General features: G+C 38.2%; 19 protein-coding genes and 2 pseudogenes. 7 read left to right on the top strand and 14 right to left on the bottom strand.

Features of this window, described 5'->3' with window-relative positions; genetic code table 11:
* Nucleotides 1-213: 213 nt before the first annotated feature.
* The 3 genes from EZY12_22815 to EZY12_22805 all read right to left on the bottom strand — a co-directional run bounded on the left by EZY12_22815 (nucleotide 214) and on the right by EZY12_22805 (nucleotide 939).
* Nucleotides 214-441: a hypothetical protein gene (locus EZY12_22815; GenBank protein ID QSX67496.1), complete on the bottom strand. Its 228-nt coding sequence runs from the start codon at nucleotides 439-441 to the stop codon at nucleotides 214-216.
* Between the two features lie 76 nt (nucleotides 442-517).
* Nucleotides 518-748: a type II toxin-antitoxin system Phd/YefM family antitoxin gene (locus tag EZY12_22810; protein ID QSX67495.1), complete on the bottom strand. Its 231-nt coding sequence runs from the start codon at nucleotides 746-748 to the stop codon at nucleotides 518-520.
* Nucleotides 749-762: 14 nt separating this feature from the next.
* Nucleotides 763-939: a type I restriction endonuclease subunit S gene (locus EZY12_22805; GenBank protein QSX70790.1), complete on the bottom strand. Its 177-nt coding sequence runs from the start codon at nucleotides 937-939 to the stop codon at nucleotides 763-765.
* A 513-nt stretch (nucleotides 940-1452) separates the two neighbouring features.
* Between EZY12_22805 and EZY12_22800 the strand changes: the two genes are divergently transcribed.
* Nucleotides 1453-2751: an IS4 family transposase gene (locus EZY12_22800; protein QSX70789.1), complete on the top strand. Its 1299-nt coding sequence runs from the start codon at nucleotides 1453-1455 to the stop codon at nucleotides 2749-2751.
* A 24-nt stretch (nucleotides 2752-2775) separates the two neighbouring features.
* Here EZY12_22800 and EZY12_22795 read toward each other — a convergent pair whose 3' ends face one another.
* From EZY12_22795 to EZY12_22775, 5 genes and pseudogenes are all read right to left on the bottom strand, one after another.
* On the bottom strand, nucleotides 2776-3585 hold the full coding sequence (locus EZY12_22795; GenBank protein ID QSX67494.1) for a restriction endonuclease subunit S: 810 nt from the start codon (nucleotides 3583-3585) through the stop codon (nucleotides 2776-2778).
* Nucleotides 3585-4004: a type II toxin-antitoxin system VapC family toxin gene (locus EZY12_22790; GenBank protein QSX67493.1), complete on the bottom strand. Its 420-nt coding sequence runs from the start codon at nucleotides 4002-4004 to the stop codon at nucleotides 3585-3587. The genes EZY12_22795 and EZY12_22790 overlap by 1 nt, the downstream gene beginning before the upstream one ends.
* Nucleotides 3997-4314 (bottom strand): hypothetical protein, encoded by a 318-nt coding sequence (locus tag EZY12_22785; GenBank protein QSX67492.1) that lies wholly within the window; start codon nucleotides 4312-4314, stop codon nucleotides 3997-3999. The genes EZY12_22790 and EZY12_22785 overlap by 8 nt, the downstream gene beginning before the upstream one ends.
* Before the next feature lie 81 nt (nucleotides 4315-4395).
* Nucleotides 4396-5325 carry a DUF4351 domain-containing protein gene (locus EZY12_22780; protein QSX67491.1) on the bottom strand — a complete coding sequence of 310 codons (930 nt, stop codon included), beginning with the start codon at nucleotides 5323-5325 and terminating at the stop codon, nucleotides 4396-4398.
* A gap of 232 nt (nucleotides 5326-5557) precedes the next feature.
* Nucleotides 5558-6637, bottom strand: a pseudogene (locus EZY12_22775) (N-6 DNA methylase).
* A gap of 551 nt (nucleotides 6638-7188) precedes the next feature.
* Here EZY12_22775 and EZY12_22770 point away from each other — a divergent pair.
* A pseudogene (locus EZY12_22770) lies at nucleotides 7189-8734 on the top strand (reverse transcriptase N-terminal domain-containing protein).
* On the opposite strand, the gene EZY12_22765 reads toward EZY12_22770, so the two are convergent.
* The 5 genes from EZY12_22765 to EZY12_22745 all read right to left on the bottom strand — a co-directional run bounded on the left by EZY12_22765 (nucleotide 8731) and on the right by EZY12_22745 (nucleotide 14887).
* On the bottom strand, nucleotides 8731-9957 hold the full coding sequence (locus EZY12_22765) for an SAM-dependent DNA methyltransferase (protein QSX67490.1): 1227 nt from the start codon (nucleotides 9955-9957) through the stop codon (nucleotides 8731-8733). The pseudogene EZY12_22770 and the gene EZY12_22765 sit on opposite strands and share 4 nt — an antisense overlap.
* 800 nt (nucleotides 9958-10757) lie before the next feature.
* Entirely contained in the window at nucleotides 10758-13049 is a 2292-nt protein-coding gene (gene glgB, locus EZY12_22760; protein QSX67489.1) for a 1,4-alpha-glucan branching enzyme, read from the bottom strand.
* A 261-nt stretch (nucleotides 13050-13310) separates the two neighbouring features.
* On the bottom strand, nucleotides 13311-13625 hold the full coding sequence (locus tag EZY12_22755) for a hypothetical protein (protein ID QSX67488.1): 315 nt from the start codon (nucleotides 13623-13625) through the stop codon (nucleotides 13311-13313).
* 65 nt (nucleotides 13626-13690) lie between these two features.
* Entirely contained in the window at nucleotides 13691-14359 is a 669-nt protein-coding gene (locus tag EZY12_22750) for a glutathione S-transferase family protein (protein ID QSX67487.1), read from the bottom strand.
* 285 nt (nucleotides 14360-14644) lie between these two features.
* A complete protein-coding gene (locus EZY12_22745; protein ID QSX67486.1) occupies nucleotides 14645-14887 on the bottom strand; it encodes a hypothetical protein in 243 nt (80 codons plus the stop codon).
* 252 nt (nucleotides 14888-15139) lie between these two features.
* On the opposite strand from EZY12_22745, the gene EZY12_22740 reads away from it, so the two are divergent.
* The 3 genes from EZY12_22740 to EZY12_22730 all read left to right on the top strand — a co-directional run bounded on the left by EZY12_22740 (nucleotide 15140) and on the right by EZY12_22730 (nucleotide 18242).
* On the top strand, nucleotides 15140-15805 hold the full coding sequence (locus EZY12_22740; GenBank protein ID QSX67485.1) for a hypothetical protein: 666 nt from the start codon (nucleotides 15140-15142) through the stop codon (nucleotides 15803-15805).
* A gap of 284 nt (nucleotides 15806-16089) precedes the next feature.
* Nucleotides 16090-17916, top strand: a complete 1827-nt coding sequence (locus tag EZY12_22735) for a penicillin-binding protein 2 (protein ID QSX67484.1) — start codon at nucleotides 16090-16092, stop codon at nucleotides 17914-17916.
* A 32-nt stretch (nucleotides 17917-17948) separates the two neighbouring features.
* Nucleotides 17949-18242: a hypothetical protein gene (locus tag EZY12_22730; protein QSX67483.1), complete on the top strand. Its 294-nt coding sequence runs from the start codon at nucleotides 17949-17951 to the stop codon at nucleotides 18240-18242.
* Here EZY12_22730 and EZY12_22725 read toward each other — a convergent pair.
* Nucleotides 18227-19330, bottom strand: a complete 1104-nt coding sequence (locus EZY12_22725; protein ID QSX67482.1) for a glutamate--cysteine ligase — start codon at nucleotides 19328-19330, stop codon at nucleotides 18227-18229. The genes EZY12_22730 and EZY12_22725 overlap by 16 nt on opposite strands.
* A gap of 349 nt (nucleotides 19331-19679) precedes the next feature.
* Here EZY12_22725 and EZY12_22720 point away from each other — a divergent pair, with 349 nt between their 5' ends.
* Nucleotides 19680-20354 carry a nitrogenase gene (locus EZY12_22720; GenBank protein QSX67481.1) on the top strand — a complete coding sequence of 225 codons (675 nt, stop codon included), beginning with the start codon at nucleotides 19680-19682 and terminating at the stop codon, nucleotides 20352-20354.
* Nucleotides 20355-20427: 73 nt separating this feature from the next.
* Nucleotides 20428-20802 (top strand): four helix bundle protein, encoded by a 375-nt coding sequence (locus EZY12_22715; GenBank protein ID QSX67480.1) that lies wholly within the window; start codon nucleotides 20428-20430, stop codon nucleotides 20800-20802.
* Nucleotides 20803-20932 lie beyond the last annotated feature (130 nt).

The following is a 20932-nucleotide window of genomic DNA, read 5'->3' as shown; positions in this document are numbered from 1 at the left end:
CATCCCACAATGGATAGCGAAGCGCTGCTGCAAGCAGTTCATCTTTTTTGTGTAGTTCTCTTATGTTTGTAAATTCGTGTACTTAATTCTTGATAAGTTTCCTCACTTTGAGCAATTTTAAACTCTTTATAGACTTTATTTAGGGCTTTACGTGCTGTTCCATGTGGACTTAGGGCAGCACTAATTAATATATTTGTGTCAATGACAATTAGTTTATGATTCATTCGCTAATAATTCTTCTAGGATGTCTGCTGTTAGTCCTTTAGCTTGAGCATTTCTACCGATTTTGTCAAAAACATTTAGTAAATCTTCATCTTTATTTTTATGAGATGTTTTCTTGATTTCTTGAATGAGTTGTTCCTGTTCTTGTTCTGGAAGTTGTAGAACAAGATTAAGAATTTGATTGAAGGTTAGGGGGAGTGGATAGGTTTTTTGTATCATGGTTGTTTTTTGGGGTTAGGTTTTTTAATTAGTTCGGAAATGATGTTTGTATCTAACAAGTATAAATAAGTCATTTTTACAATTCAATATCATCTAAGGGTAATAATCCTGCGTCAACATCTGCAAAGTCTTCGTCCAGTGGTTCAAGGGTGGAAAAGGTTTGCAGGAGGGATTTTTTATGGATGGGGGATATAATGGCGAAGGGGATACCATTTTGGATGATGGTAAGGGGTTCTCCTGTTTTTTGGGCTTGGTTGAGTAGGGTTTGTAGGTTTTGAGGAAGTTCTGCAAGGGTTATTTGTGTCATGGTGGTTTCTGGTGTTAGGGAATAGCAACTTGTCTTACATCTATTTTACCTGTGACGGCGTTGGTAATTAGGGAGGTGCGATATTCTTTTAATAGTTCTATGGCTTCTTTAATTTTGGCTTTTTGTTGGTCAATATCAGATGTTTTACGATCCAAGTAATCAACATTTTTTTTGCGCTCAAAGTCTGGTATTTTAAAGAAAACAAGATTTCTAATGTCATTCAATGACAAAAATCCTTGTGCTCCACCTCTATTCTTTAAAGATATTTGGATGTCTAATAGCCCACTTGACAAATAATATAATAGAAGGCTGCTAAGTTCTAAGTCATTATTTGCTTTAAACAATGCCACGTTTTTTATTGAGAATTTTTGGTAAGTTTTGATAATTAACGATTTTCCAATATTCCCACCAATCATTGACATTAAAACATCCCCATAGTCTACCTTCGATCTTTTATTTATTTCTTGATGATCTATGATGGAAATATATTTAGCTTGTTGAAAATTGATTGTTCCATTTTCAAAATCTTTTGATGTTATCAACATTGGTGACAAGTTAAGGAAAAGGGGAAATTGTCAAGGGTGGTATTTGTAGTGGTCAAAACATGGGAAACTCAGTCTAGACAGGTAATTGAGCGATTGAGTCCAGCCATGACAACCAGTAAAAAAACCAACAGAGACCACGCAAAAAAGAAACAGCGACCAATGGTGGAAGACGAAGTAATAGCCAAGCAATTGGAAAGATTACTGACACCAGCGATTACAAATCAAGAAAATTACTACCGAAAACTAGGACTCAGAGAAAGGATACTGAATTTGCCGTTGATGATGGCGGCGGTGTTAACCCTGCTGTGGAGAGATGTAGCAGGAGTGAGAGAAGTGACAAGAATGTTAGCCAGAGATGGTTTTCTGTGGTGTAATCCCACAAAAGTTAGTCAACAAGCCGTATCACAGAGATTTTTGACATTTCCATCGGAATTATTTGAAAAAGTATTTAAAGATTTATTGCCTAGTTTGAGAACAGCTTGGCACAGTAGAAATAAACGTCCCTTGCCAGAAAGTATTCAATTTACCTTATCAAGATTTGAGAAAATTTGGATAGTAGACGGATCAACATTGGAGGCATTGTTTAGGAAATTACAAAGTTTGGAAGAAGCTCATTATGGACAATTAGCAGGCAAGATGAGTACAGTCATTGATTTAATGACCAGATTACCTGTAGAGATTTGGTTTGCAGAGAATCCCAAAGCTTCTGATACTAAACTTGAAGAAAATATTTTGAATTTAGTGACAGAGAGTACCCTATTGTTGTTAGATAGAGGGTTTTATCACTTTAATTTTTGGTTACAATTAATTGATAAAAAAGTGGACTTTATTACGAGAATAAAAAAAGGAGCAGCAATCAAGGTAGAACAAATATTTACAGATAGTTATGGATTGCGAGACCGAAAGATAAGTCTGGGTTCTGGCACTAAAAAGACTCCATTTATCACTTTACGTTTGATTGAAGTGCGGTCAGGAAAAACATGGCATTCTTATTTAACCAGCGTGTTAGATCCTAATGTTTTACCTCCTTATGTGGTAGCGGATTTATATCGGCGACGTTGGCGGATTGAAGATGCTTTTAATATAGTAAAAAGACTCTTGGGGTTAAGTTATTTATGGACAGGTTCAATTAATGGAATTAAATTACAGATTTGGGCAACTTGGATATTTTATGCGGTTTTAGTCGATTTAGGTGATGCTGTAGCTGACGAACTTTCTCTCCCCTTTGATGATATTTCATTAGAAATGATTTATCGTGGTCTTTATCATTTTACTATGGCTCATCAAAAAGGTAAGGCAACAGATCCTGTTAAGTATTTTGCTGACCCTCAAAATCGAGATTTAGGTATTATCAAACAGAAACGAAAACCAAATGTTAAGTTAATTGTCGCGCCTTTTCCTGATCTCCAGCGGGGGTCTGACGAGTTTTTTTTCAATAATTATCCAAAAGTCTCTTGACAAAAGACTTACAGCCTTAACTTGTCACCAATGTGTTATCAATGGAACTGCTCCTTCAATTTCTTGGACATATTGAGGTGTATCATGTGTTCCATCTCTAATATCAAAACATCTCTTTATAGAAATAACTTCCCAATGTTTCGGTATTTCACCTAACCACTCAATACCAGAATCTTTCATTGGTACGCTTGAATCTAGTCCTTTGGTGACAGCGTGACTAATAAGCGCGGTGCGTTTTTCGTCGAGTTTTTCAATGAGGGTTTCTTTCTTTTTGATGAGTTCGTCTATTTGTTTGGTTTTATAGTCGAGAAATTGAGCGATCTTTTCTTGTTCATCTAGTGGAGGTAATGATATAGGCATATTAGCAAAGCCAGCTTGATTTACATAAACTACTGTTGCTGCTGTTGCAATCATTTGAAAATAATCACTAGAAATTTTGACAAGTTCGCGCAAATATTCAGGAATTATATGAGTATTGGGAATAAATGCTTGTAATTGTTGATTTATTATCACATCAATATCATTGATTGCACATACACTGAAATTACCAATACAACTAGCTATAATAGAACCTTTCTTCAAACTTTTAGAACCAGCTTTTATAGATGCTTCTTTTGTGACCTTAAACTTAGTTTGACTAACTCTATCTCCTAACATATCATCCATAGTGAGCCAAGGTAATCCATCATCTAAATTCAATTCTGGCTTATTTCTTTGAGGGATAAAAATCTCAGATACAAACTTTGCTTTTGATGCTTTCCAATGTTCAGGAATATCACCCAACCACTCAACACCAGAATCTTTATACTTTTGATAACCCTGATAATTACCCATTATTCCCCTTCCCAATCTTCAATTTTTAACCCTTTAACTCTGCTAAACTCTCTCACATTATGAGTCACTAATATTAAATTATTCGCTAAAGCAATAGCAGCAATTTGGATATCATTTGAACCAATAGGAGTTCCAGTATTTGCTAAATCAGCCCGAATCTTACCATAGATTTCTATACAGGAATCATCAAAGGGTAAAGATACAAACTGCTGTAAAAATGATTTTTGAATCTTCAAACTTTTTTGAGGGTTATTACTCCTCATTGATCCAAAAAATAACTCAGCTTTCACCACAGAACAGACTGCAATTTTATCAACCTCTAGATTGTCAATATAACGATTAATACTAAGAGATTTACCCTTGAGATACATGATACATACATTTGTATCTAGTAAATAAATTAAAGAATTATTACTCATCAAATACCCCAATTAATTCATCATCCATATCATCAGAAATTCCTAGATCATCTTCCTTAAACTCAATATCAGCACAAGCACCATATAAATTAAGTATCCCCTGAGAATGAAGCATATTTTTTTGCTTTAAAAATTCCTGGAAATCAGTATCAGAAAAAAAGTTGAGCATATCTTTCATCTCATCAAAATCAATCAAGCCATCTTTAAAAGCATCCAATACAAGATTAGCCAAGATTTTTTGGGATAAATTACCCCATTCATCAGGTATTTTATCTGTTAAATTATCTGGTAAATTAATTGTAATTTGCATAATTTCAAAATCTCCTAACTCTATGATTTTAACTTTATAAAACCAGGGAATTAATTCCCTGGTAGGCTAAAAGCTAACAAACTACATCGTATTTTCTAACCATTGTTCCAACTCAGTTATAGTAGAAAAATCCAAAAGAGCTTCACCCAATAACTCCAATTGTTCAATAGATAATTGATGTATTTTCTCAGTTAGAGAAACTGAAATTACACCAAATCGCCGATTAAGTTGTCTGATAACTAATCGTTGTTCACCACGTTCCATTGCTAGTTGTTCTGTTGGGCTAACTAAAGGCATTTTTCTTTCCTCCTCGAAATTTTTAACCTTAGTAATTAATGCTGTTTGTAAATGCTTAGGTAATGCCATCATTGTATCAATGATTTTGAACAGTTTAACTATTTGTTCTTTTGTTAAACCCCGTTCGTAAAGTTCTCTAATTAACTTCCATTTCCATTGCTCCCGTTCAGTAAGATTACTGGTTGTGGCCTTAGTTTTTAGGTGTGCAGTCGTAATGATAGCAAAAGGGTTGTTACTCAATTCTAACTCATGCAGCCGAGATTCATAATCAAGAAGTTTGACAGTGGGAAATTTAAGCAAAATTTCACCACCACCAATAGCATAATGATAACGATCAGGTCGCCAATTTGGTCTATCATCACCTAAAATTGCTAGGCTAAGTACGTTGTTATGATAAAGATCAAAAGCCCGGTAGTTGTAAATAAATATTCGTTCAGGAAAGTCCGCATCATATTGACTTTGAATCTCAATATGAATCAAGATCCATATTTGTTGTTTATCTAGCAACCAAACTTTATAAAGTTTATCTGCAAATCGGTTTTCTGTTTCTGATGAAGCTGTAATTTCTTGCAGTTCTTTATCTAGTGGTTCGGGTGGTTTTTCCCAGTCAATTAATCCGTAGACTGTCGGAAAGAAGAAAGATAAAAAACTCTCAAAATATTCGTTTAATGCTTCTTTCCATGATTCATCATAGTTGGCTGTTACTTCACTCATTTTGTTGTTAATTTTCTCATTTTGTTTTTAATCTAGGGGTGTTGACTTTCATGCTAAGTAGGCACAATTAAATATAATATGGGCGCTCATGTTGCCCACCCCACAAGAATATTATACTTATTGTGGGGTGGGATTCTGGTCTCCCCAGAGTCAACAATATTATTTTGATATTATTTCATCTCATCTACTTATTGCTCTGCAACCCTAAGTCCAAAAAATCAACATACTATCATTAAACAACTTCCCCCAACATCTCCATAATATCGGATTCCAGAGTCTTAATATCATTCTCAATTGCATCCAAAGCCCGAGGAGGCTGATAAATATAAAAATGCCGATTTAACGGAATTTCATATCCTACCTTAGTCTTATCAAAATCAATCCAAGCATCTGGTACATGAGGCAAAACTTCCTTTTTTAAATACTCTTCGCAATGCCTCTTTACCAACTTAATCAACTCATCTGCACTCCCATCCTTGTCATATCCCAAGGGTAAAGGTAAAGCAATATCATCTGGTAAAGGGACAATTTCAGTATCTCGTAAATTACTATCTGGTTCAGGATTCCCCTTACTATCTTTACAAATTTCCGCGTCTGGATCTGCTTCTCCCAATGCGGCTAAAATCGCTTTTTTTACAGGTGCTTTTAAATTTAATCCCGCATTTTTTAAAACCCGATTCAAGTCCTTTTCAAACTCATTCCGGCACAAATAAAGTTTATTTGCATCTAATTTCTGCAAAGCATCTAAAATCAGACTTTGAATATTTTCACCTGCTAAAATTTCTAATTGTTGAACTTTTTCATCCTTCCGCTTTTTAGTAGTTGCTAAATTCTGAAATGCTGTTTGTTCCCACAACCGCGCCAAACGCTCTTCATTCCCTTGAAAATTCAACCTTAATGGACGTTCTATAGTAATCTTTAAAAACCCAAATTCCCGATTATTAAAAATCTTAGAACAAATCGGCTTTTGGGTCTGTCCATCCCTTTGCACTTCACTAATACCATTTTGCTCACAATCTCCATAAAGTCGCACCAGTTCGGTAATATGTGCATCTGATAATTCATTACGTTTATTACCGAGACTTTTTTTCATTTTCTGATAATGATGAGTAGCATCAATAAGCTGTACTTTACCTTTGCGATGATCTGCTTTTTTATTCGTTACCAACCAAATATAAGTAAAAATTCCCGTGTTATAAAACATCTGGTCTGGTAATGCTACCACCGCATCTAACCAGTCATTTTCAATAATCCAACGGCGAATATTACTTTCACCACTCCCAGCATCTCCTGTAAACAATGGAGAACCATTGTGCGATTCGTTGTTAGTTGAATCACGGTATCCAGCCCGTACATAAGCTAACCAACCCAATTCTAGTAATAGAGGAAAGGTTGAACTCTCGGTCTGATATGGGTGTAAGTCCCATCTACCAGACTCAGGTATGACTCCCTATCTGCCTACGATGACCCGACTCGGTTTCGGGAGGTCGAAGCTAGAAGGCGCAATCAGACATCCGTTGTGAGGTGACACTGGTGCTAATGGGGAGTTCCCACGGTGAAATCAGAGCCTAGAAAAGCAACTCACTCCAGAGTAGGACACAACAATAAAACCTGACTCCACTGGAATTAATTCCCGCCGCATTCTGTTGGAAATAGCGGCAAGAGTCTAGGGAATCCAGTAGTTGAATTGGCTACACCTAACGGAACGAACAATCAACCGAGGGAACGAATAAAAACGGATTGAAGGTCTAGGGGCGGTCGAATCCCATAAGTAGGCTGGACGAGCAGCGGAACTCCTTCAATTCGGGTAGGACAGACCGTAATTGGTCTGAGGTGTTCAGAATACACAAATCGGAGCAGAGCATGATTGGACACAGAGAAAACTCTAGTGAATCTTGGAAGACGTTGCCCTGGAAGAAATTCCGCCGTAGCTCATTCCGCCTACAAAAACGAGTGTATAAAGCGGTTCAAGTTGGAGACAAGCACAAAGCGAAGTCACTACAAAAGCTGATTCTGAAGTCTACCGCAGCGAGATTACTGGCTATCCGTCAAGTATCACAGCTAAACGCACAGGAATTAGACCGCAGGAATTGACGGCAAAAAGTCCCTTAACTATAAGGAACGCTTTGAGCTTAATGAACTGCTAAAAGCATCCGTTAGCAACTGGAAACACCAGGGACTAAGAGAAATACCCATCCCCAAAAAGGACGGCACTACCAGGATGTTGAAAATCCCCACTATTGCTGATAGGGCTTACCAATGCCTTATCAAATACGCATTAGAACCAGCCCACGAGGCAACTTTCCACGCCTACAGCTTTGGGTTTAGGACGGGACGCTCGGCGCATGACGCTCAGAAAATCCTGTTTCTTAACCTAAGTTCTCAAGCCAACGGAATAGATAAACGAGTTATAGAACTCGATATCGAAAAATGCTTCGATAGGATAAACCACACCGCCATTATGGATAAACTCATAGCTCCTTACAGCATAAGACAGGGAATATTCCGCTGTCTCAAAGCCGGAGTTAATCCAGAGTTTCCCGAACAAGGGACACCTCAAGGTGGGGTGGTAAGTCCACTATTAGCCAACATCGCCTTAAACGGTATCGAAAGTATCCATACATATAAAGATGCCGGAGGGTCAATAAGAGAACCATCAATCCGTTACGCGGATGACATGGTAATAATACTCAGACCTCAAGACGATGCCACAGAAATACTCGACAAAATCAGCCAGTTCCTAGCAGAGCGGGGAATGAAAGTCAGTGAGAAAAAGACAAAGCTAACCGCCACGACAGATGGGTTTGATTTCCTCGGCTGGCACTTCAAAGTCCAGAAAAACGGGAAGTTTAGATGCGTTCCATCAGTGGACAATTATAAATCTTTTCGCAAGAAAGTAAAACACATCGTCAACAACTCGAATTATGGTTCTACCACAAAGGCTATGAAATTAGCTCCTGTAGTTAGAGGCTGGAGGAATTACCACCGCTTCTGCAAGATGGACGGGTCAAGAAACTCGTTATTCCACATCAGAACAAGAGCTTTCAGGGTATTCAACAAGGAAACAAAGCAAAATCGCTATACTAGCAAGCAATTACTAGATAAGGCGTTCCCAGCAGTTCCTTACTCCGAAAACAAACACATCAATGTCAAAGGTGAGAAATCACCCTACGACGGAGATTTAACTTATTGGAGCGAACGCAACAGTAAGTTATATGACGATATCACCTCTAAAGCCCTTAAACGGCAAAACCATAAATGTGGTCATTGTGGACTGAAATTGCTCAATGATGAGAAGGTACATCTTCATCATGTTGATGCCAATCATAACAATTGGAAACCAAAAAACCTTCTAGCAATTCATGAAAGCTGCCACGATTATATCCATAAGAGCAAAAGCGTAAGCTAAGAACGTCGGAAGCTGGGTGCGGTGAAAGTCGCACGCCCAGATTTAACAGAGAGGAGCGCGGGATAATACCCGCCTTCGACTCTACCAAACACTATCGCAATACGTGAACCATCACCACCATTTTCTGGGGAAGGGTGCATTTTTGATATCTTATGTTGGAGAAACAACAATGAACCATCATTAATACGTGGTAAACCTGCGCCAAATCTGCCATTAAATCCTAAACTTTCATACTCATCTTTAACAAAATCTTCTTCCGGTTTCCACTCCACCCCAAAAGGCGGATTTGCAAACATATAATGAAATTGTTTACCAGGATGACCATCATAGGGTAAAAAATTATTACTTTTACTTTTGGCGTTTTTAACTCCTAAAGTATCACCATAAACAAGATTGTTAATCGGTTCATCTTTAATCAATAAATCAGAACAACAAATAGCATAGGATTCGGAATTATATTCTTGACCAAATAACCCTAAATTGGCTTCAGGATTTTGCTTTTTAATATATTCCTCTGCTACTGATAACATTCCCCCTGTTCCGGCTGTGGGGTCATATACGGTCCGGTAAATCCCTTGTTTAAAGATATCTTTTTTTTCGCAAAAAACCAGATTTACCATGAGTTTAATTACCTCACGGGGTGTAAAGTGATCTCCGGCTTCTTCGTTAGCCTGTTCATTAAATTTTCTGACTAACTCCTCAAATAGATAACCCATTTGGAGGTTAGAAATTTTGGCAGGAGATAAATCTAATTCTGGTTTACAAAATTCTTTGATAATTAGATATAAACGATTATTTTCATCAAGTTTTTGAATCTCGCTTTCAAATTCAAACTTCTCAAAAATATCCCTGGCTTTAGGCGAGAAACTATTGATATACTTGATTAAATTACTAGCGATACCATCAGCATCATCTAATAATTTGGGAAAAGTAAACTCACTCAAATTATATAACGGCTGTGTGCGCTCTCCGCCAATAGCAACTTTAGCGATCGCTTTCTCAAAGGCATCACCCTTTAAACCCATGGCCTCATATTTCGTTCTCGCCTCAAGTACAGCCTTCTTAGTCGGTTCTAAAACAGCATCCAAACGACGCAATACAATCAAAGGCAACATTACCCGACGATATTGAGGAGGACGGTAGGGACCTCGGAGTTTGTCAGCAACACTCCAAATAAAACCAATTAAGTCTTGATTTTGAGAATTTTCTGTATTTGCAACCATAGTAATTTTTAGTAATGAATTTAATAGATAATACTGATTTACTTTAATGATGATACAAATATTTAGGTAGGGGTTTAGCAATGCTCATTGGTGTCAACTTAAGTAGGGGCGTATTACAATACGCCCCTACTTATCTGTTAGCTTCCACACCCGCCCAGAAATGAATTATGGCTTACGCCACGCTTCGCTATCATTTCCAGGGGGTCCATGGGTTTTACGTTAAGTTGACACCAATGAAGCTCTTGCTTTACCCCTAGGATAAATCTATAAGTATCACAATTTTCGTCAATTGGTATAACGCCATACCAAGGACAATCTCACTACAAGTCTAGTCCAATACAGGTAAGCGATGCCTACCCTAAACTATTAAGCTATTGGGCATTTAAATTGTATAACCCGTTAGGAGTCTAAATATTGTGGGGTGGGCATCTTGCCCGCCCGAATATTTAAATTACAGCAAATTGTCATCAAACCTGGAACAAGAACCCCACCCCCAACCCCCTCCCTGACAGGTGTAGGTTTTTTACAATTGGGTGAGGACAGGACTTGGAAGACAAGGCAGACAAGGTGACAAGGGAGGAAAACCGGACAAGAAATGGATGATTGGTCATAAAACAAACCATAAATTGGGTATTTTATGGATAAAATCTTCCTTGTCTACTATCCCTCCTTGTCTTCCTGGTCTTGCCTTTACAGAGAATATTAAAAACCTACACCTGTCAGCAACCCCCTCCCCGCAAGCGATGAGGGGGCTAAGATGTACCTTATATGATTGGAAATCGCTGTAGGTGCGTTTTAGCCTATTCCATCACCTGTGCAGACTTTTGTTTATCCAACTTGAGCATTAACACACCCAAAGGAGGTAAACACAAATCCAAAGAATAAGGACGATTGTGTAAAGACCAATCATCAGTCCACTTACCACCTAAATTGCCCATGTTGCTACCGCCATACTGACGGGCATCACTGTTGAATATCTCAGTATAAAAGCCCTTTTCTGGCACACCAATGCGATAATGAGAATGGGGTTGAGGGGTAAAGTTACAAACCACGACAATAAACTCATCAGAATTCTTGTCACGACGGACAAAAGAAACTACGCTATGGCGGTTATCAGTACAGTCAATCCACTCAAACCCGGCTTGGTCAAAATCTTGAGTATATAAAGCTGGTTCAGAACGGTAAAAATGGTTAAGAGACTGGAAAAAATCCTTTAACTGTCGGTGTGGTTCAAACTGTAATAGATGCCATTCCAAATCAGCCCAAGCATTCCACTCACTCCACTGGCCAAATTCCATGCTCATAAACATGGTTTTTTTGCCTGGGTGGGCAAACATATAAGCGAACAAACAACGAATATTAGCTAACTTCTGCCATTCATCACCCGGCATCTTACCAATCATATTACTCTTACCATGGACTATTTCATCATGGGACAGAGCTAACATGAAATTCTCGCTGTGGTTGTACCACATACTAAAGGTAATATTATTTTGATGGAACTGACGAAACCAAGGATCCATGCTGAAGTAGTCCAGCATATCGTGCATCCAGCCCATATTCCATTTTAAGTTAAAACCTAATCCACCTGTATAGGTAGGCCAAGATACCATTGGCCAAGATGTGGACTCTTCCGCAATGGAAAGCGCACCAGGATAATAACTAAACAGCAAGCTATTAACTTGACGTAAAAAATCCGCAGCTTCTAAATTTTCTCTACCACCGTATTCATTAGGCAACCATTCTCCTGCTTCTCGGCAATAGTCAAGGTAGATCATGGAAGCAACCGCATCAACGCGAATTCCGTCAATGTGGTATTTATCGAACCAGAACAGGGCATTGGCTACCAAGAAATTACGGACTTCATGGCGATTGTAGTTAAATACTAAAGTCCCCCATTCCTTATGTTCACCTTTGCGGGAGTCAGAGTGTTCGTATAAGTGACTACCATCAAAGAAGGCTAAACCGTGACCATCTTTAGGGAAATGACCAGGAACCCAGTCTACAATTACGCCAATATCGTTTTTATGGCATTCGTCCACAAAATACATGAAGTCTTCGGGAGTGCCAAAACGGGAAGTAGGAGCATAGTAACCAGTTACTTGATAACCCCAAGAACCATCATAGGGATGTTCCGCAATTGGTAAAAGTTCTAAATGGGTATATCCTAATTTCTTGACATAGGGAATGAGTTTATCTGCTAGTTCCCGGTAAGTCAGAAATCGTGCGCCGGTTTTGAGTTCGGAAACCACAACTACAGCTTCAGTTTCTCCATTGGGTAATTTGGCAGGTTCAGCACTAGCAGTGTGCAACCAAGATCCTAAATGCACTTCATATACGGAGATAGGTTGGCTGAGAGGATCACTATGTCTCCGCTTTTCCATCCAGTCTGCGTCATTCCAAGTATAGGAATTTAAGTCAGTAACTATAGATGCTGTTTTGGGACGTGGTTCTTGCTGGAAACCATAAGGATCAGATTTTTCATAAATATGCCCTTCAATATTTTTGATTTCGTATTTGTAATGTTCTCCTACACCTATCTCCGGAATAAATAATTCCCAAACTCCTGTGTGTCCTTTCCGCATTTGGTGCTTGCGTCCATCCCACAGGTTAAAATCTCCCAATAAGGAAACGTTGCGGGCATTAGGCGCCCAAACGGCAAAATAAACTCCTTTGACACCATCAACTTCTGTGGTGTGCGCTCCTAATTTCTCATAAATGCGGTGATGGTTGCCTTCACTAAATAAATGTAGATCAAATTCTGTTAAGTGGGCAGAGCGGAAAGCGTAGGGATCATTGACTACCCGCTCATGTTCCCCTTCTTTAATGCGTAACTGATAGTTTTGCAGTTCTGCGGTTTCAATAGTACATTCAAAAAAATGAGGATCATGCACTGTGTCCATTGGATATTCTTTCCGTTCCTCTGGCACTACTACCCATGCAGCACTTGCATTTGGTAGATAGGCTCGCACTGCCCAAACCGTTTTGCCATTTTGCTCGATGAGATGAGAACCCAGGATTTCAAACGGATCGTGATGTTGATTGTGAATGATGCGATTAACCTGTTCAGGGGCGACCGTGGTTATGGACATGAAGCTACCTATGTGATATATGATGATTGACTAAATCTACTTTTTATCTATGTTATATTCTTGCATCTTTGTCGCCACCGTTATCCTATATTAGTTATTAGTCGTTGGTCATTGGTCATTAGTCATTGGTCATTGGTCATCTGGTGAAAATTAAATATGCGTGATTGGAAACCCTTGTAGAGACGTGACCTGGAACGTCTCTACATTCATTCCACCAGATGTCTAATAGTCATTTCCTTTTCTTGAACAACGGATAACTGACTAAATGTTTAAAAAGGGGAAAAGTTGTAATAACGTTTTGCGTAGTTGCAGCAAGAATATTTTATCGCGGATACCAGAGCTTAGGCGTGGAGGTGGACTTATTTGTATTTGTGCTTGCAATTCGGCATATTCTGCGGGTGTAAGGACTTTACCATCAATAGGCGATCGCGCTGTTAGAATAATCTCTGTCCGCAATATCTCCTCTGGTATATCTGCTTGTGGTGGTAATGCTATCACTGCTTTACCACTTTGACCACTTAACCCCACTAAAATACTAGTGGTAACACTCAAAATAATCAGCAGTATCCGTTTCATTAATTTCTGTTGAAGTTATCAGTCCTGTTTTTTTATTCTAAATTCTAAATTCTAAATTCTAAAGTCTAAAGTCCTGGTGGTAATGTTTCAGCGCATAGCTGATGAATATTGATAATCCGTTCAAAAACCTGTGGATATTGCTGACGATAATCAGGAATCAGTGCTAAAGGACTCAACAAAGCCGCTGCGGTAATATCAGCTATACTCAAGCGACTACCCACTAAATAGTCACTTTTTTGCCAATATGCTGATAATATTAACAAAGCATTGGCGAGTCTCTTTCGCGCTAATTCAACGGTAGTATCATTAATTCCATATTGTTGTCTGACTACTTTAATCACCATTTGGCTTGGGAATGAGGGGTCAATTACTTTACCCTCATGAGCGCGAAATTGATAATATACAAACCTGGTAGCAGTCCCTATACTTTCATCTAACCAATCTTCTAACATCGCCGCTTGAGTTTGCTGCTCTAAATTGGGTAAAAATAAAGCAGGTTCGGGTTGATAGCTTTCTAAAAATTTAAAAATTTCCGTAGAATCAGCAACAGATTGAGGTTGTCCGACAATTTGGGGTAATAGAACAGGTAATGTTGTTAACCCAGTTAAGGGCTTTACCTTCAAAATATGTAACCCTGGAGTTAGATTTTCAGTTTGATAACTAATTCCCTTATAACCCAAGGCTAATCTGGCTTTGCGACAATAATGAGATGTACTAAATTGCAGTAACAACATACATTGATATTAATTTGGTTACTGACAAAACCAACTTGACACTTTCAGGAAACCAAGTCACTCAGATTCTAAGGACAAGAATTAAAAAATCAAGCTGGGCGAGAACTGAATCTAGCCCAGAAGCAAAACTTGATGAATGTTCCTGTTTTTACCCAACTTGACAACATTAGGTAGTTGAATCTTTAGTCTTTAGCTACAAATTATCCTAACTTTCTCAGTAGAGTTTTGTAGAAAATAATTTTCAAAGATGTCAATTACCCATGAGGGGAGATATATAGCCCTATACTATGGCTTTTTGGGAGTCGCTGCGGGAGAGGTTGTCGCCGCAGGAGAGGTTGTCGCCGCAGGAGAGGTTGTCGCTTTAGGGGAGGTTGTAGCCGCAGGGGTAGCACCAGTATCTGCTGGTTCGCCACCTGTTGTTGCGGCTGGAGAACTTGTAGTACCCGCTGGTTCACTACCACCATCACAAGCTCCAAGCATGGTAGCCAAACTTAACATTAGAGCCAAACCAAAAATTTTTGTCTTCATAACTCCTCTTTCACCAATTGTGGTAATAAAATCTTTCACCTGTTGAATAAGATACCTTATTTATTGATTTTTTTTTAGGGTTTTCTGATTACTTATTTCAACCCATGTCCACTTGTAACATTTTTGTAGATTATATGTAATACGAATAGATCATGATTAAGGGTTAGAATGGCTTCAATTCTTGATCTGAAAATGTAACTTGAGGCAAGATCTTATCAAGTCAAAAATACAGTATTTATTATCAATAAAATCATGGTTTTTGAACGTAAATCAGCATTTTCCGCAAAAAATACTTGGTTTGGGGGCAAGTCTCCCTTCTCATTCACTAGACGACGTTCTCGAAGTCTGAATAAAAAAACACAGAGTTCCTCCCGACTGCATAGTGAACCGATAGCAGTTAAATCGCCTAGTCCCCGGAATGCTTGGCTAAATTTTTTAGGTTCTCGCAGAAATAAGACAGCAGTTCGTACCTCAAACTTAGAAGCAGGTAAAAAACAAACTACTGATATTAATAGACAATTAAATACTTCTATACATAGAATGAACGATACTTCAATCATGCCTGTATGGTTGCTACGTATGTATATACTCAATCGCTATTCGTCAATTTTAGTATTTTTATTAGTAGCAGCGACATTAATAGTTTATGGTTGGACAGTATATTCGCAAGAGCTTTGGAGTGATTCTTACCGCAAACTACAAAGCCTGCAACGTCATGAGCGACAGTTAAATACTGCCAATGCGACACTGACTAGCAAAATGGCACAGGAAGCAGAACAGCCTGGTACTGAATTGGTATCACCGACTTCTAAGGGGACAATTTTCTTACCACCAACATCTAATAATTATCCCAAGTCGTCATTCTCAACTTCTCAACCAGAATCGCAACCAGAACCACCTTCTCCACTGGGATATTAAAGGAGTCACCGAGTCACCGAGTCAGGAGAAAGAAAGAAGAAGGAAGAAGCAAGAAGCAAGAAGCAAGAAGAAGAAAGGAAGAAGAAGGAAGGAAGAAGAAGGAAGGAAGAGAAGAGTTGGGCAATTAGCCCTCGAATTTGCGCGGTTATTTTTAGTTAGAATGCAAGGGTTTTTAACATCTATTGTCAATAATCTGGCACTTGTTTGCTGATAAAACTCTGTAAACCTTTGTTTATCAACGCTTTTGCTTTCTTTGATGCAAACCCTAACTATATGTTGCTCTCATGCTGAAGTCATCAATTAAAACAAAACTCAGAAATTTACGTAATTTAGAATTCAAACGACAACGCAAGTTTTCTAGACAAGCTGAACCAGGAAGCATTGATTCAAAAACACCAGAAAACTCACCCAACATTCGATTACGACTGTTTGCTGTGTGGGGTGTGCTAATGATTGCTATGGTAGGGTTGGCATTTAATTTATATCAGTTACAAATTGTTCAGGGAAAAAAGCTGACTCAGAGGGCGCGAAACCAGCAAATGGTCAATTTACGCCCTTATATGCCTCGTCGTCCGGTAGTAGATCGGGGTAATAATGTCTTGGCTATTGACCGTCCTGTTTATAATGTATATAGCCATCCCAAGTTGTTTGATCATTCTCAAGAGGAAATTGCCGAGACAATTGGTCCAATTATCGGCAAAGAAAAGGCTGATCTAGTCAAAATATTCCAAAGTAAACGGAGTGGAATTTTACTAGCTTCGGGTATCTCTGAAGATATTACTGATAAGTTGATATCACTCCGCTTGAATGGGTTCGAGTTTATCCAAAAATACTCCCGATTCTATCCCCAAGATGATTTGGTGGCTGATGTGGTGGGCTATGTTAATCTTGACCGTCGTGGCCAAGCTGGTGTGGAATATAGTCAGGAGAAGTTGCTAGAACGTTCTGGACAAACAGTTCGGATGAGTAAATCTGGTAATGGGTCGTTAATGCCGGATTATGCGACTGAGGGATTTCTGCATTTTGATGATTTAAAACTGCAATTAACTATTGATAGCCGTGTGCAACGGATTGCTCGTGCGGCGTTAAAAGAACAGATGACTAAATTTAGTGCCAAACGGGGCGCAGTGATTGTCATGGATGCAGTTGATGGTTCTTTATTGGCTTTGGTTTCTCAACCTACTTATAACCCGAATCAATATTCTAAATCTGATATTTCCCTGTTTAAAAACTGGACTGTAGCTGATTTGTATGAGCCGGGATCCACTTTTAAACCTGTGAATGTGGCGATCGCTCTAGAAAATGGTGCAATTAAACCAGATGATACATTTACAGATCCTGGTTCTATTAAAATCGGTACACATACTATCAAAAATGCGGAAAAAACAGGTTATCGCCAGTTAACTATTCCTGAGATTTTACAAACTTCTAGTAACATTGGTATGGTGAGAATCATTCAACGATTAAAACCATCCATATATTACAACTGGCTAGAACGTTTAGGGCTAGGACAAAAAGTTGAGACGGATTTACCCTTTGAAGTCAGAGGTCAACTCAAAAGTCAAGAACAATTTATCTCTTCAGCTATTGAACCAGCTACTACATCTTTTGGACAAGGGTTCTCTCTGACTCCATTACAACTGGTACAACTACATGGTGCATTAGCCAATGGGGGCAAATTAGTTACACCTCACGTAGTCCGAGGACTAATTGATAGTGAAGGGGGAATGCATTATTCAATTACTCTCCCAGAACCACGGCAAATTTTCTCAGCTACAACCACCCAAAAAGTTGTGGAAATGATGGAAACAGTGGTAAGTCAAGGTACTGGGAAAGCGGCTAGAATTTCTGGATATCGAATTGGTGGGAAAACAGGAACAGCCCAAAAAGCTAGTCCTAATGGTGGATATATTAAAGGTGCAAGAATTACCAGTTTTGTTGCTATTTTGCCAGTGGAATCTCCCCGTTATGTAGTTTTTGCAGTTGTCGATGAACCAAAGGGAGAAAATGCCTATGGTTCTACAGTAGCTGCACCAATTGTTAAGACTGTCATGGAAGCACTCATTCCTATTGAACAAATTCCACCAACTGTAAATAAGGAAAAGGAGTAGTCATTGGTCATTGGTCAGTAGTCATTGGTCAATTGTCACCTATTACCTATTACCTATTACCTATTACCTATTACCTATTACCTATTACCTATTACCTATTACCTATTACCTATTACCTATTACCTATTACCTATTACCTATTACCTATTACCTATTACCTATTACCTATTACCTATTACATTACCTATTACCTATTACCTATTACCTATTACCTATTACCTATTACCTATTACCTATTACCTATTACCTATTACCTATTACCTATTCCCTATTCCCTATTCCCTATTCCCTATTCCCTATTCCCTATTCCCTATTCCCTATTATAAGTTTGTTTGAGTGTGGCTTCAATTGAACCTAAATTTTGGAACAACTTAATTAATTCATGAGATTTGGTTTTTTGCTCTGATAAAATAACTTTTAATGGGGTTAAAAATTCAATATCAGGATCATCTTTCAGGGCGATTTCAGCAGATTGGAAAATTTTGGTTGTATTAACAAAAATATCTTCATTTTCAAAACCGTATTTTGCAGAAACTTGGTGTAAATCAGCATCAGGTATAATTGCTCTACCTGGTAAGGTTTCATCTAACACTAAACCTTTTAGTAAAGCTAATAAACCTGCATAAATAGAGAAATTATCACAACTATCACAAGCTTTAAATTCTATTCGTCCTACTTCCGAGGGAATGCGGGCAATTTTAGTTAATGAAGGCACACTTTTGATTAGTTCTTCTGTTTTTTCCAAAAAAACTAATGTTGCGGATCTTTTTCCGGTTCTGATAAATGTCCTTACTGATAAACCTTCCCATAAATCACCATTATAAAAAGGAGAACTATAACTAAAAGGAATGATGTAAGGGCTATAGTAAGTCAACTTTTTACCAATATCAATTAATTTTTCAGTAGACAAATTTGCTAGGGAAATATTTAAATCTGGGCCATAGGAAACCATATAGATATGAGCAGTTTGTTCATCTGGATAAGCTTGTAATTGCTTAATTTCAAAATTATTTAATGGAGGTTGTGGTTTAAATACGCAAGTATAGGGGTTAAAACTGGCTAAAACAGGCGAAAATCCAAAACTAGCAGCAACCTCTTTTAATAAAATAAAACTTGCGGTTAATTCATCAATTGCTCCTTGAATGCTAGAGTGGATAGTTGTTCTAATTTCGATGCCTTTAGCTACACAGTCAATTACTTCTTCAGATTCGTTAAATCTTTCAAATCCTTCAATATACCAACGCTTTTTTTTAATCCCAGCATCACCAACTCTTAATTGTGGGTAATCAGTGGAATAGATAGGTAATTTGTCAATAATTTGCTGAAAATCGGCAAATTTTGTATTATGGAAATCTGCAAACTTTCCTTGATGATTGAGAAAAGCAACTTCATGTTCAATCCCAAAGCAAAACATACTTTATCCCTTAGTTAATGATAAATATCATCAATTATATCTATTTTCAATAATCTTGGAGATAGAGATAAACCCCGTCTAAGATGAAAACCATAGTTATTGAAAGTAGTGGGAGCATCTTGCTCCCTGCTGTTAAGCTCCCTGCTGTTAAGCTCCCTGCTGTTAAGTAGCGAGCAAGATGCTCGCATTACTTCAGGTTTCAAAATGGATGAGGTTTAGATCCCCGACTTCTTAAAGAAGTCGGGGATATGAATAAGTTGGGGATCTGAATGGATTAAATATACAGAAGTTTAATTATTTTCAAGATAACTTAATATTGACTAATAAAAATTACAAGGCCTGAGTTTTTATGACAACTACTACTCAAACTCCTTACAGTAGCGAACAAATTATTGCTTGGTTACGGGGATTACTGACTATTGCTTGGGCTGATGGTAATTTTGATACTCAAGAACAGGAAGTAATTACTAATCTTACCAAAGATGAATTAGCCCCTGCTATTGACTGGAATTCTTTAGAGATAATTGAACCTGATGAACTAGCGGCCATATTGGGTAAAGGTACGCCTGTAGCGGAAAATTTCTTACGGACAGCGGTAATGGTAGCGATCGCTGATGGTATATATTCTCCTAGTGAGGATGATCTGCTTCAGCAATTGTGTCAAAAATTAGAACTGCAAGAGAATTTACTCACGGCCTTACGTCAGACCCTACAAGATACCGCACAAACAAACGATTTTTCCGCTACTGGACTTCAAGCCCCACACCCAGACGCTTTAACTCCCTTGCGTCACTGGTTAGACGGGTTAGATATTCAAGATCCCAGAGTTGCCAGATTTTTGTGTAAGATGATTCCTTCCCAGTGTCCCTTTGAAAGAGATGTAACTCTATTTGGACGGAAAATTGTCCATATCCCACCGATGTGTAAAATCAACCCCCTTTATGAACAAATGGTAGGCTTACGCTTCCGCGCCCTCTCCTACCTAGCAGATGATTGTGGTGAGGATGTTACACCTTATATTTAGTCATTAGTCATTAGTTATTGGTCATTGGTCATTAGTCATTAGTTATTGGTCATTAATTAGGTGAGGTGAGATAATGAGTGGTGGGAGGTTTCAAGAATTACGGGTATATCAATTGTCAGAAAAATTGGCTGATGATATTTGGAAAATTGTTAACCAATGGGAGTCATTACCAAAAAATACATTAGGTAAACAGATAATCCGTTCAGCAGACAGCATTGGTGCGAATATAGCAGAGGGCGTAGGAAGAGGTAGTTATCAAGACAATCGGCGATTTGTTAGAATAGCTAGAGGGTCATTATATGAAACTCAACACTGGCTAAGACGAGCGTATACACGTAATCTGTTAACAGATGAACAAGTAGTCACCCTGAAAATTACCATCAATAACTTAGCACCCCAATTAAACGCCTACCTAAAATCCATCGGTCATGTTTCAGATAACCAATAACCAATAACCAATGACTAATGACTAATGACTAATGACTAATGACTAATGACTAATGACTAATGACTAATGACTAATGACTAATGACTAATGACTAATGACTAATGACTAATGACTAATGACTAATAACTAA

Origin of the sequence: Dolichospermum sp. DET69 (assembly GCA_017355425.1) — a bacterium.
Classification (GTDB): domain Bacteria; phylum Cyanobacteriota; class Cyanobacteriia; order Cyanobacteriales; family Nostocaceae; genus Dolichospermum.
The sequence above is the reverse complement of the archived record's forward strand: the minus strand, read 5'-3'. Positions and strand labels throughout refer to the sequence as shown.